General features: G+C 62.8%; 11 protein-coding genes. 8 read left to right on the top strand and 3 right to left on the bottom strand.

Annotation, left to right across the window (positions count from 1 at the left end):
- Nucleotides 1–2: 2 nt before the first annotated feature.
- The 8 genes from FJ954_RS02095 (at nucleotide 3) to FJ954_RS02055 (ending at nucleotide 9,455) form a co-directional block, all read left to right on the top strand.
- A complete protein-coding gene (locus FJ954_RS02095; RefSeq protein WP_140660256.1) occupies nucleotides 3–1,646 on the top strand; it encodes an ABC transporter substrate-binding protein in 1,644 nt (547 codons plus the stop codon).
- Nucleotides 1,636–2,580 (top strand): acetamidase/formamidase family protein, encoded by a 945-nt coding sequence (locus FJ954_RS02090; RefSeq protein ID WP_140660255.1) that lies wholly within the window; start codon nucleotides 1,636–1,638, stop codon nucleotides 2,578–2,580. The genes FJ954_RS02095 and FJ954_RS02090 overlap by 11 nt, the downstream gene beginning before the upstream one ends.
- A 202-nt stretch (nucleotides 2,581–2,782) precedes the next feature.
- The gene (locus FJ954_RS02080) at nucleotides 2,783–4,666 is read left to right on the top strand and encodes an ABC transporter ATP-binding protein (RefSeq protein WP_140660253.1); all 1,884 of its coding nucleotides are present in this window, start codon (nucleotides 2,783–2,785) and stop codon (nucleotides 4,664–4,666) included.
- 197 nt (nucleotides 4,667–4,863) lie between these two features.
- Nucleotides 4,864–6,072 (top strand): ABC transporter substrate-binding protein, encoded by a 1,209-nt coding sequence (locus FJ954_RS02075; RefSeq protein WP_140660252.1) that lies wholly within the window; start codon nucleotides 4,864–4,866, stop codon nucleotides 6,070–6,072.
- Nucleotides 6,069–6,863, top strand: coding sequence for an ABC transporter ATP-binding protein (locus FJ954_RS02070; RefSeq protein WP_181177729.1), 795 nt, complete (start codon nucleotides 6,069–6,071; stop codon nucleotides 6,861–6,863). Before FJ954_RS02075 ends, FJ954_RS02070 begins: the two co-directional genes overlap by 4 nt.
- Nucleotides 6,856–7,566, top strand: a complete 711-nt coding sequence (locus FJ954_RS02065; RefSeq protein WP_140660251.1) for an ABC transporter ATP-binding protein — start codon at nucleotides 6,856–6,858, stop codon at nucleotides 7,564–7,566. Before FJ954_RS02070 ends, FJ954_RS02065 begins: the two co-directional genes overlap by 8 nt.
- 7 nt (nucleotides 7,567–7,573) lie before the next feature.
- Nucleotides 7,574–8,461 carry a branched-chain amino acid ABC transporter permease gene (locus tag FJ954_RS02060; RefSeq protein ID WP_140660250.1) on the top strand — a complete coding sequence of 296 codons (888 nt, stop codon included), beginning with the start codon at nucleotides 7,574–7,576 and terminating at the stop codon, nucleotides 8,459–8,461.
- 1 nt (nucleotide 8,462) lies between these two features.
- Complete coding sequence (locus tag FJ954_RS02055; RefSeq protein ID WP_140660249.1) at nucleotides 8,463–9,455, top strand: branched-chain amino acid ABC transporter permease; 993 nt, start codon at nucleotides 8,463–8,465, stop codon at nucleotides 9,453–9,455.
- 130 nt (nucleotides 9,456–9,585) lie between these two features.
- Here FJ954_RS02055 and FJ954_RS02050 read toward each other — a convergent pair whose 3' ends face one another.
- From FJ954_RS02050 to FJ954_RS02040, 3 genes are all read right to left on the bottom strand, one after another.
- Nucleotides 9,586–10,719, bottom strand: coding sequence for a glycosyltransferase family 9 protein (locus tag FJ954_RS02050; protein WP_224584225.1), 1,134 nt, complete (start codon nucleotides 10,717–10,719; stop codon nucleotides 9,586–9,588).
- 147 nt (nucleotides 10,720–10,866) lie between these two features.
- Nucleotides 10,867–11,565, bottom strand: coding sequence for a hypothetical protein (locus FJ954_RS02045; protein ID WP_140660248.1), 699 nt, complete (start codon nucleotides 11,563–11,565; stop codon nucleotides 10,867–10,869).
- On the bottom strand, nucleotides 11,562–12,200 hold the full coding sequence (locus FJ954_RS02040) for a hypothetical protein (RefSeq protein ID WP_246681017.1): 639 nt from the start codon (nucleotides 12,198–12,200) through the stop codon (nucleotides 11,562–11,564). Before FJ954_RS02040 ends, FJ954_RS02045 begins: the two co-directional genes overlap by 4 nt.
- Nucleotides 12,201–12,948 lie beyond the last annotated feature (748 nt).

Here is a 12,948-nt window from a genome sequence, read left to right as displayed (position 1 = left end):
CAATGAAGAAATTTCTCGCATCGACCGTCGCGGCATCGGCGCTGGCGCTGATGCTCGGCATGACAAGCGCCCGCGCCGAGGACACCGTCGACCCGAACGCCAAACAGGGCGGCGCCATCACCATCACCTACAAGGACGACGTCGCGACCCTCGACCCGGCCATCGGCTATGACTGGCAGAACTGGTCGATGATCAAGAGCCTGTTCGACGGCTTGATGGACTACGAGCCCGGCACCACCAACCTCAAGCCCGACCTCGCCGAGAGCTACGAGATTTCGCCCGACGGTAAGACCTTCACCTTCAAGCTGCGCCATGGCGTGAAGTTCCACAATGGCCGCGAGATGACCGCCGAAGACGTGAAATATTCGCTCGACCGCGTCACCAATCCGAAGACGCAGAGCCCCGGCGCCGGCTTCTTCGGCTCGATCAAGGGCTATGACGATGTCGCCGCCGGCAAGGCCGAGACGCTTTCCGGCGTCACCGTCGTCGACCCCTACACTGTCAAGTTCGAGCTGACCCGCCCGGACGCCACCTTCCTGCATGTCATGGCCATCAACTTTTCCCATGTCGTGCCGAAGGAAGAGGTCGAGAAATACGGTGCCGATTTCGGCAAGCATCCGGTCGGGACCGGCGCCTTCAAGCTCGCGGAATGGACCCTTGGCCAGCGCATCGTCTTCGAACGCAACGCGGACTATTGGCACAAGGGCCTGCCGCATCTCGACAAGATCACCTTCGAGATCGGCCAGGAGCCGATCGTGGCGCTTCTGCGCCTGCAGAAGGGCGAGATCGACGTGCCTGGCGACGGCATTCCGCCGGCCAAATTCCAGGAGGTGATGGCCGATCCCGAGCAGAAGGCGCGTGTCGTCGAAGGAGGCCAACTGCACACCGGCTATGTGACCATGAACACAACCATGGCGCCGTTCGACAATGTGAAGGTGCGACAGGCCGTCAACATGGCGCTCAACAAGGCGCGCATCATCCAGATCATCAACGGCCGCGCCGTGCCGGCCAACCAGCCGCTGCCGCCGTCGATGCCCGGCTACGACAAGGCGTACAAGGGCTACCACTATGACGTCGCCAAGGCCAAGGCGCTGCTGGCCGAGGCCGGTCATCCCGACGGTTTCGACACGCAATTGTTCGCCATGAACACCGACCCCAACCCGCGCATCGCCCAGGCGATCCAGCAGGACCTGGCGGCTATCGGCATCAAGGCCAGCATCCAGTCGCTGGCCCAGGCCAACGTCATCGCCGCCGGCGGCGACAAGGCCGGCGCGCCGATGATCTGGTCGGGCGGCATGGCCTGGATCGCCGACTTCCCGGATCCGTCCAACTTCTACGGCCCGATCCTCGGCTGCGCCGGTGCGGTACCGGGCGGCTGGAACTGGTCGTGGTATTGCAACAAGGATCTCGACGCCAAGGCGGCCGAGGCCGATTCGGTGGTCGACCCGGCCAAGGCCGCCGAGCGCGACAAGATGTGGAGCGCCATCTACGACAAGGTGATGGAGGACGCCCCCTGGGCGCCGGTCTTCAACGAACAGCGCTTCACCATGAAATCGGCGCGCATGGGCGGCGCCGACAACCTCTATGTCGACCCGGTCCATATCCCGATCAACTATGACAATGTGTACGTAAAAGATGTGCAATAACTGCGACTACACCATCCACGGGCGCCATCACCATTTCGGCTGGGACAATTCGTTTGTCCCGGCTGAGCGGGTGGCGCCCGGCTCGACCATCGAGTTCCAGTGCCTGGATTCCTCGGGCGGCCAGTTGCAGCCCGGCAGCACCGTCGCCGACATCGCCAAGCTCGATTTCGACCGGATCAATCCGGTCACCGGACCGATCTTCGTCGAGGGCGCCGAGCCGGGTGACGCGCTGAAGGTGACGATCGAGATGTTCAAACCGTCCGGCTTCGGCTGGACGGCGAACATTCCCGGTTTCGGCCTGCTCGCCGACGAATTCCAGGAGCCGGCGCTCAACATCTGGAAATACGATGCCGCCTCGCTCGAGCCGGCATTGTTCGGCAAAAACGCCCGCGTGCCGCTAAAACCGTTCGCCGGCACCATCGGCAACGCGCCGGCCGAAATGGGCCATCACTCGGTGGTGCCGCCGCGCCGCGTCGGCGGCAATCTCGACATCCGCGACCTTGCCGCCGGCACCACGCTCTACCTGCCGGTCGAGGTGGCGGGCGCGCTGTTCTCGGTCGGCGACACGCACGCCGCGCAAGGCGACGGCGAGGTCTGCGGCACGGCGATCGAAAGCCCGATGAACGTGGTGCTGAAACTCGACCTGGTGAAAGATGCGCGGCTGAAAACGCCGCGCTTCACCACGCCAGGTCCGGTGACACGCCATCTCGACGCCAAGGGCTACGAGGTGACGACCGGCATCGGGCCGGACCTGATGTCGGGCGCGAAGGAGGCCGTGGCGCAGATGGTCGACCTGCTCGCCGGCCGCTACCAGATCGACCCGGTCGAAGCCTACATGCTGGCCTCGGTCTGCGGCGATCTCCGCATCAGCGAGATCGTCGACATGCCCAACTGGGTGGTGTCGTTCTACTTCCCGCGCTGCGTGTTTGAATGACAGGTCAGCGTCTAGGCACCCCCCTCTGGCCTGCCGGCCATCTCCCCCGCAAGGGGGGAGATCGGATCGCGCTTGGGCTTTCGCCAATCGTCACCGCTGGAAGAGAGGCGGGGCGTGGGAACTGCCAATCTCCCCCCTTGCGGGGGAGATGCCCGGCAGGGCAGAGGGGCCGGACTAAATCCCTTTCCGGGCTGCCTTCCCAATGACCTCAACTCCCGAAACCATCCTCACCATCGCCAACCTCTGCGTCTCGGTACGCGGCGAGGAGGGCTCCCGCGAGGTCGTCTCCAACCTATCCCTGACGCTCTCCCGCGGAGAGACGCTCTGCATCGCCGGCGAATCCGGCTCCGGTAAATCCATGACCGCGCTGGCCATCATGCAGCTCCTGCCGCGGCCCGCCGCGCGTATCTCGGCCGGCACCATCCACCTTGGCGCCACCGAGCTGACCGCCCTCGACGAACGCCGGATGCGCCATATCCGCGGCGACCGCATCGCCATGATCTTCCAGGAGCCGATGACCTCGCTCAACCCGGTGCTGTCGATCGGCCGGCAATTGACCGAATCCATCGAGGCGCACACCAGCCTGTCGCGGGACGAGGCCCGCCAGCGCGCCATCGAGGCGTTGAAGGCGGTGCGCATTTCGGAGGCCGAAAGCCGGCTAAGGCAATTTCCGCACGAGCTCTCCGGCGGCATGCGCCAGCGGGTGATGATCGCCATGGCGCTGGCGCTGGAACCCGACGTGCTGATCGCCGACGAGCCGACCACGGCGCTTGACGTCACCGTGCAGGGCGAGGTGCTGGAGCTGCTGCGCGACCTGCAGCAAAAGCACGGCACCAGCGTCATCCTGATCACCCACGACATGGGCGTTGTCGCCGAAATGGCCGATCGCGTCATCATCATGCGGCATGGACGCATGGTCGAGGAAGGCAAGACGTCGGACATTTTCGCCCGTCCGCAAGCCGATTACACGCGCGAGCTGCTCGCCGCCGTGCCGCGCATCGGCAAGCGACGGGATCCGGACTCGGCGCTGGCCCCCTCACCCAACCTCCGCTCCGCTCGGCTGACCTCTCCCCCAGGGGAGAGGAGACCTTCGGAGTCCGCGCCAGTCTCTTCTCCCCCGCGCGGAGAAGGCCCGCAGGGCCGGATGAGGGGGCCTTCCACCGAGGATTCAAACGCCGTCGCCCACGTCACCGATCTGCACGTACGCTTCGATCTGCGCGGCGGCGTCTTCGGCCGGGTCACCCGCCGCGTTCACGCCGTCGAGGGCGTCAGCTTTTCGATCGCACCCAACGAGACGCTGGCGCTGGTCGGCGAATCCGGCTGCGGCAAGTCGACCACCGCCAAGGCGCTGGCCGGGCTGGTGCCGTATAGCGGCGACATCGTCGTCGGCGGCCGCAATTTGTCCGGCCTCGGCCGCGACGAGCGCAAGGCGGTGCGCCGCGACGTGCAGATGATCTTCCAGGATCCCTACGCCTCGCTCGACCCGCGCATGCGCGTCAGCGACCTCGTCGCCGAGCCGCTGCTGATCCACGGCATCGCCTCGAAGGAAGAGCGCCGCGAGCGCGTCGCCGCGCTGTTCGACCGCGTCGGCCTGTCATCGGACCAGATGGAACTCTACCCCCACGAATTCTCCGGCGGCCAGCGCCAGCGCGTCTGCATCGCGCGTGCGCTGGCGCTGAGGCCAAAGCTGATCATCGCCGACGAAAGCGTCTCGGCGCTCGACGTCTCGGTGCAGGCGCGCGTGCTGGACCTCCTGAAGGAATTGCAGCGCGAATTCGGCGTCGCCTATCTCTTCATCTCGCACGACATGGCGGTGGTCGAGAATATCTCCGACCGTGTCGCCGTCATGTATCTCGGCCAGATCGTCGAGATGGGCACACGCGACCAGGTTTTTTCCAACCCCCGCCATCCCTACACCAGGCGCCTGATCGAAGCCGTGCCGGTGCCGGATCCGGCGCGGCGCCGAAGCCGTTTTGCCCGTCTCGACCAGGAAATCCCCAGCGCCACCCGCCGGATCGGCGAGGCGCCGCCGAAATTGGCGCTCAGCGATGTCGGCAACGGCCATCTCGTCGCCGCCGAGGGCTGAAGCCGTCCGGGCCCAGACAAGCTCGGCGTGCGCAGGTCGAGCTTCACATAGTCGTGTCACACGCCATGGGCCGGCCTCGCCGTCATGAAATCCGGGGCCGCCCCTTGCCCTTCCGCCTCATTTTCCTAATGTTGCATAGTGCTTGCGGATGACGATCGTAGGGGGCGGATTCATCCACATTGGGAGGAAGTAAACTCATGAAGCTACGCCATGTCGTTTCCGCCGCGCTTCTCGCGGCCACCACTATCCCGGCCTCGGCCGCCGAGATTTCCGATGGCAAGGTCAAGATCGGCATCCTCAACGACCAATCCGGCGTCTACGCCGATTTCGGCGGCAAATGGTCGGTCGAGGCGGCCAAGATGGCGGTCGAGGATTTCGGCGGCAAGGTGCAGGGAGCGCCGGTCGAGATCATCAGCGCCGACCACCAGAACAAGCCCGACATCGCCTCCAACATCGCACGCCAGTGGTATGACACCGAACAGGTCGATGTAATCATGGAGCTGACGACCTCTTCGGTCGCGCTCGCCGTGCAGGGGATTTCCAAGGAAAAGAAGAAGATCGACATCGTCACCGGTGCGGCGACCACCGACCTCACCGGCAAGCAGTGCTCGCCCTACGGCTTCCACTGGGCCTATGACACCCACTCGCAGGCGGTGGGCACCGGCGGCTCCCTCGTCCAGCAGGGCGGCGACAGCTGGTTCTTCGTCACCGTCGACTATGCGTTCGGCTATTCGCTGAAGGAGCAGACCGCCAAGTTCGTCGAGAGCCATGGCGGCAAGGTGCTGGGCGAGGTGCGTTATCCGCTCGGCGCGACCGACTATTCGTCCTTCCTGCTGCAGGCGCAATCGTCGGGCGCCAAGGTCATCGGGCTGGCCAATGCCGGCCTCGACACCTCCAATTCCATCAAGCAGGCGGCCGAATTCGGCATCGTCCAGGGCGGCCAGCGCCTGGCGGCGCTCCTGTTCACGCTGGCCGAGGTGCATGGGCTCGGGCTGCAGGCGGCGCAGGGCGTGGTGCTGACCGAGGGCTATTACTGGGACCGCGACGACAAAAGCCGCGAATTCGGGCAGCGCTTCTTCAAGCGCACCAACCGCATGCCGAACATGATCCAGGCCGCGACCTATTCGGCGGTGACGCAGTATTTGAAGGCGATCGACAAGGCCGGCACGGATGAGACCGAAGCGGTCGCCAAGCAACTCCATTCGCTGCCGGTGGATGATGCCGTCATCACCGGCGGCAAGGTCCAGGCCGACGGCAACATGATCCACGACATGTATCTCTACCAGGTCAAGGCGCCCAGCGAGAGCAGCAAGGATTGGGACTATTACAAATACCTCGCCACCATTCCCGGCAAGGAGGCGTTCCTGAGCGAGAAGGACAGCGGCTGCGCGACGGCCGCCCAGTGACCGGCGCGGCCACGGTGCCGCCTGATCTGAACGCGGAAGAGCCGCGGGTGGTGCTTTCCGCCCGCGGCCTGCGGCGCGACTTTGCCGGCTTCGTCGCCGTCAGGAATGTCGACCTCGATGTCCGCCATGGCAACATCCATGCGCTGATCGGCCCCAACGGCGCCGGCAAGACGACCGTTTTCAACCTGCTGACCAAATTCCTGGCGCCGACCAGCGGCAGGATCGACCTGCTCGGCCACGACATCACCCGCACCTCGCCGGCCAGGGTGGCGCGGATGGGGCTGGTGCGCTCGTTCCAGATATCGGCGATCTTTCCGCATCTCAGCGTGCTCGACAATGTGCGCGTCGCACTGCAGCGGCCGGCCGGGCTCGGCATCCAGTTCTGGCGCTCGCTGGCGGCGCTCGACCGGTTGACGCCGCGTGCCATGGAACTGCTGCGGTCCGTCGGCCTCGACGATGCCGCGAACAGGCTGGCCGGCGATCTTTCCTATGGTAGGAAACGCGTGCTCGAGATCGCCACGACGCTGGCGCTGGATCCCAAAGTGCTGCTGCTGGACGAGCCGATGGCCGGCATGGGCCACGAGGACGTGGCCACGGTGTCCGCCCTTATCCGCTCGGTGGCGAGTGACCGCGCGGTTCTGATGGTCGAGCACAATCTCACCGTGGTGGCCGATCTCTGCGACTGGATAACCGTGATGCAGCGCGGCGAGGTGCTCGCGGCCGGCGACTACGCCACCGTCAGCCGCGACGAGCGCGTCAAGGTGGCCTATATGGGCACCGCCGATGACTAGTGCTGCGCCTCTGCTCGCGGTCCGCGGCCTCAACGCCTGGTATGGCGAGGGCCATGCGCTGCACGGCGTCGACCTCGAAGTGTTTGCCGGCGAGACGGTCACATTGCTCGGCCGCAACGGCGTCGGCAAGACGACGACGCTGCGCGCCATCATGGGCCTGATCCGCCGGCGCACCGGCAAGGTCGTTTTCGACGGCGCCGACCTGATGCGGCTGCCGCTGCACCGCACCGCGCACCAGGGCATCGGCTTCGTGCCGGAGGAGCGCGGCATCTTCTCGACGCTGACCGTCGACGAGAACCTGGTGCTGCCGCCGGTCGTCGCCCCGGGCGGCATGAGCGTCGAGGAAATCTTCGATCTGTTCCCCAATCTGAAGGAGCGGCGCAACAGTCCCGGCACGCGGCTGTCGGGCGGCGAACAGCAGATGCTGGCGATCGCGCGCATGCTGCGGACCGGCGTCAAGATGCTGCTCTTGGACGAACCGACCGAGGGCCTCGCGCCTGTCATCGTCCAGCGCATCGGCGAGCTGCTGGCGACGCTGAAGCAGCGCGGCATGACCATCCTGCTGGTCGAGCAGAATTTCCGCTTCGCCAGCCGTGTCGCCGACCGTTTCTACCTGATGGAGCACGGCAAGGTCGTGGCCGGGTTTCCCACCGGCGAACTGGCGGACCGCATGACGCTGCTCCACGAAATCCTGGGTGTATGATGGCGCCATGACGATGATCTTCGGCATCCCCGTCCAGGCATTGCTCGGCCAATTGCTGGTCGGGCTGATCAACGGCTCCTTCTACGCCACGCTGAGCCTTGGTCTGGCCGTGATTTTCGGCCTGCTGCGCGTCATCAACTTCGCCCATGGCGCCCAGTATATGCTGGGCGCCTTCATTGGCTATCTCCTGCTCACCCATCTCGGCATCGGCTATTGGCCGGCGCTGGTCCTGGCGCCGCTGATTGTCGGCATCTTCGGCGTCGTGGTCGAGCGCCTGGCGCTGTCGCGGCTCTACGACACCGATCCGCTCTACGGCCTGCTCTTCACTTTCGGCCTCGCGCTCGTGCTCGAAGGCATCTTCCGCTACTATTACGGCGTGTCGGGAAACCCCTACGCCGTGCCGCCGCTGCTGGCCGGCGGCACCAATCTCGGCTTCATGTTCCTGCCCATTTATCGCGGCTGGGTCGTGGTCGCCTCGCTGATCGTCTGCTTCGGCACCTGGGCGCTGATCGAGAAGACCAGGCTCGGTTCCTATCTGCGCGCCGCGACCGAGAATCCCCGCCTCGTCCAGGCCTTCGGCGTCAACGTGCCGTTGCTTTTGACCCTCACCTACGGCCTCGGCTCGGCGCTGGCCGGGCTCGCCGGCATCTTGGCCGCGCCGATCTACCAGGTCAGCCCGCTGATGGGATCGGATCTCATCATCGTCGTCTTCGCGGTCGTCGTGGTCGGCGGCATGGGCTCGATCCTCGGCGCCATCGTCACCGGCTACATGCTTGGCCTCGCCGAGGGCCTGACCAAGGTTTTTTACCCCGAGGCCTCCAACCTGGTGGTCTTCGTCATCATGGCGATCGTGCTTTTGGTCCGGCCGGCCGGCCTGTTCGGAAAGGACGCCTGAGATGGCGGAGGAGACATCCGACACGGCCGGGCTTTCGCTGCGCGAGGCATCGGCCAAACCCTCGCCAAGGCTCGAATGGGTGCTGGTCGGGCTCGGCATAGCGGCGCTGCTGGCGGCCCCGTTCTTCGTCTACCCGATCTTCCTGATGAAGATGCTGTGCTTCGCGCTGTTTGCTTGCGCCTTCAATCTCCTGCTCGGCTACACCGGCCTGTTGTCCTTCGGCCACGCCACCTTCTTCGGTGGCGCCGCCTATTTCACCGCGCACGCCGTCAAGGTCTGGGGCTGGCCGCCGGAAGCCGGCATCCTGCTCGGCATGGCGGGCGCCGCACTGCTCGGCCTCGTCATGGGTTTCTTCGCCATTCGCCGGCAAGGCATCTATTTCGCCATGATCACGCTGGCGCTGTCGCAGATGTTCTTCTTCTTTTGCGTGCAGGCGCCGTTCACGCAAGGCGAGGACGGCATCCAGGGCGTGCCGCGGGGCGTCCTGTTCGGTGTCCTCGACCTCAACGCCCCGATGAACATCTATTATTTCGTGCTTGTCGTGGTCCTTCTCGGCATCTTCGCCATCTGGCGCATCGTCAATTCGCCCTTCGGCATGATCCTGCGCTCGATCCGCGAAAACGAGAACCGCGCCATTTCGCTGGGCTATTCCGTAGCCGGCTACAAGCTCGCCGCCTTCGTTATGTCGGCGGCGCTGGCCGGGCTCGCCGGTTCGCTGAAGGCGATCGTCTTCCAGTTCGCCACCCTCACCGACGTCACCTGGCAGATGTCGGGCGAGGTCATCCTGATGACCCTGCTCGGCGGCATCGGCACCATGGTCGGCCCCATCATCGGCGCCAGCCTCGTCGTCGGCCTGGAAAACACGCTCGCCACGTCAGGTTTCCCCGTGACCATCGCCACCGGGCTGATCTTCATGGTCTGCGTGCTGGTGTTTCGGCGCGGGATCGTCGGGGAGGTTTATGCGCGGGTGCTGGGGCGGGCGGGGAAGGGGTGACTTAGGGTTTGCATCGCTACTGGCGATCCTTTACCGCCTGCCTATCACCGAATTGATGATCGCACGATCTCGTCGACATAGGTCTGCAGTGCCTTCTTCACGGTTTCACGCGGGCCGGTCATCGCTGTTTCTACCGGAGTGAGTCTGTTTGATTGGCCGTCTCGTTCGCCTGTTGCCTCACTGCATCCATCAGGTCTCGTGTCGCCTGGGCGACCTTGGCAACGGGTAGTCGATGAACGCAGTACACGCCGCCCGGATTGCCGGGCTTGCACAAATCGGGCGCAATGCACTGGCAAGGCAACGGCGGCTCAACGGTGCGGTGAAGCACCCCAAGAGGTCCCCAGATGTCGGGTGGCGTGAGGCCATAAAGGCCCACAACCGGGGTTCCGACTGACGCAGCCAGGTGCATTGGGCCGCTCTCGTTTCCCAGAAAGATAAATGCATCCGCAAGCAAAGCAGTTAATGTCTCAAGCGAGATCTTACCAACAACGCTCGCCAATGGTGACGCTGCCATGTCCAAGATTGTCTGCGCGGTTGAGCCTTCATTAGGTCCACCAACCAGTAGTGACCGCAGGCCCGTCGCGGCATAAACCTCGTCGATTATTGCAGCGAACCGTTCAGGTTGCCAACACCGCCCTTCGAACCTTGCTCCAGCGTGCACAGCGACGAAAGCTTTTACAGCCAGCTTGCTTTGCGCCAGAACCTGGGTAGACGCGCTTCGCCCAACCGGTGTGGGTTCAAGCCTCGGCGTCACTTCGCGTAATTCTATCCCAAGGGCTTCAAGCGGGGACAAATACCGGTACAAATAGTGCGCGCCTCCATGACCAAAGGGTTTAGCAAATATATTAGCAGGCTGACCTTCCCAAAACTTCAGGGGCTTTTCCGGGGGGTTGTACCCAACGCGCAGCGGAGCGCCGATTGACCTGTGCAATATCCTTGACGTCTTCGAGTCAGTTACATCAATGGTGAGATCGAATTTTCGGCGACGGAGGTCAGCTACCAAGCTTGAATATTCCTTCACCCGCTGAAGCAGACTTCTACCAGCACTTCTACCGTCGAACCCGATGGCCAGGTCCGCGATATTCTGGCTGATTACGAAGTCTCGCAGGCCAGGAGCGCAGAGCATGGCTATCGCAGCGTTTGGGTAAGCGAGGCGCAGATTTCGCACGAGCACCGAAGTTAGAATGATGTCCCCGATGTACTTCGTCTGAATAACGAGAATGGACTTGACAGTCTGCCGATCAACCATCGAGATATTCAGCACACCAACCTCCTGAAGGGCGGGTAATGTTGGTCATTGGTCGGTTCGCATCTCCGAGAAATGGATATCTCTTTTCACCACCGGAGCTAGATCATCTTTGCTATAGCGTTCGGGACAGCCCATGTTGCAAGCTTCCCTAAGAAGCACTCGTCATGGCATCTGTCCCCGCCACAAGGGCAATCCAGTTTCCGCAGCGAAGTCCCTATCCTCTGCGTAGATTGGCTCGCCTCTACTCACTACCAGGCGAAGCAAATCCGCATCTTCGTCGGCATGATATCGAAAGGCATTTCGGGTGTCGTATCCATGCCCAGCCTGGGACAGGGAAAACCCGCTGACTACAACAGGGGCGAAACCGGCGAAACGCGTCAACATGATCGCGAAGGCTCCGGTGGAGATTTTCCGGTGCCAGCCGCGGGACACATGATATTTGCCGCTAAGCCGCCAGACGATGTTGGCAAGTTGCCATTTGGTGAGCGCCTGCAAGGTATCAAAACCATAATTGAAGGTGCGACAACCAGCTTTCAGCTTGCCTTCAACGTCCGGCCAAACCGGTACGATCAGATGTTTCGCCTGCCGTCCCTTTAACAAATCGCGCTTGTAGAAGTCCTGTTCGCTCGCGCCGACCAAAATGCCGCGGCGGATGACTGCGATATCAGGAAGGCGGAGGCCGAACGTTTCCGCCAAAAGCTGGGAAGCATTGACGGTCACAAGTGCCCAATCGACACCATGTCCCTCCGGGAGGCGAAAATTCGGCGCCGACCCCATCACCAAGGCGGGACCAGTGGCCCTGGGCAACCGAAGAGTTGGCTTTGAGAAGATTGGCAAGAAATCCAAAAGCGGAGTTTTCATGCGGGAACCTGAACGGCATGTTCCTCAAACGCGCGCAGAATTCTCTCTTCTCGCCTCCACAATTCGTCCCATTGCGTGGTGCCGGACCAGCCCGCAAACCAAGGGCCGCCGAGCGTGTAGTGCGCCAGCGAGACATCGGCGGGATGGAGTTCGGAAGCCGAAGCTCCTACGAGGTAGTTCCATGCCAGAGGCAATTCCCCGATCTCGTGGTCCTCAAGCCATTTGAAGGCGTGGAGGTCACGTCCAGGCCACGTATTGAGCATTTCGCTGGTCAGCCGTTTGTTGGAGGGATGATCTAGATTCCACAAAACGACCGACGACCAGTTTTTGCGGCGATAGAACGTCTGCATTTGTCCGTCCATCTTGACCGCTTCGGATTCGCGTTGCTGGTGCTTAACCGCCATAATCGCGTAGGAAGGATCAACTAGATCGAGCAGCTTGGCTGGATCCTTCAGAAACAGGACATCACAATCGCAGAACATGGCCCAGCCGCCTTGCCTTATAAACGGAACGGCAAAGCGCGATATGGCAAACTCTGTCGCCATCGGCGCCTCGGAAATCGGGCACCAGAGCTTACCATCCCGTACCACCATCGGTCGCTTCATAATTCCTTGGGCTTCAAGGTCTTTGAGCACCAATGGTAGTATCTGCAACGGCCTGCTTGTCCGCCGATAAGCGCTCCATCGCGCTACGTCTAGAACGCGGGATTCCCGTGGATCATAGCCGATGTAGATTGGTATCATGCCGCAACCCTATAATTGTGCAAATTTCCTCGAATTAAGCAGGGAAGCACTGCAAGCGGAAGACCGAAGTACAGCGGATCACTTGGTCACGATGGCGAGCGTGCACGGTGATCGGCACCAAATGCGCTATTGGAAAAGATCTCGGGAGAAGCGGCCCACGGCCTCTTCCCCGTCCTTGGCGTACCAAGGGTAAATCGTAGTCTCGGCATTGCGCGTTCCTTTCAATCTGAAGTCAGCGTTCGTTCCTACCTTCTGAAGTAGGTCGCCAACTGTTTTTCTCCACCTTGCGGAAAAAAGTCGGCAGAAGCAGCTATCCACTCCGCGTCGGAGCGCAAATATCTTGACAGAACCCGGCCGCGGCTTGGCCGAGCCCGATCGTGTCTACCGGCTGTGGAACCTTGGCCCTGCAACGCTTTACAAGCGGGAACTAAGGACAAGTCGACATCACATATGGGTCACGGCTAGGTACGGTCCTGGCGCACCCGTCACGTCTGATGCGTCGTCACCAACGCCCGCTTTTTGGCGGCGGCACAGCTGACTTCGATAATCGAGATGAGGCGCAAAGCGGCCGTCCAACCGGTAGAGTTATGGACGTCTCTCTCCGGTCATTCGGGACGGCAGGCACTAACTGATGTCGGTT

Origin of the sequence: Mesorhizobium sp. B2-3-15, from assembly GCF_006442875.1 — a bacterium.
GTDB classification, from domain to species: domain Bacteria; phylum Pseudomonadota; class Alphaproteobacteria; order Rhizobiales; family Rhizobiaceae; genus Mesorhizobium; species Mesorhizobium australicum.
Note: the sequence above shows the minus strand (reverse complement) of the source record. Positions and strands in the feature narration are given on the sequence as shown.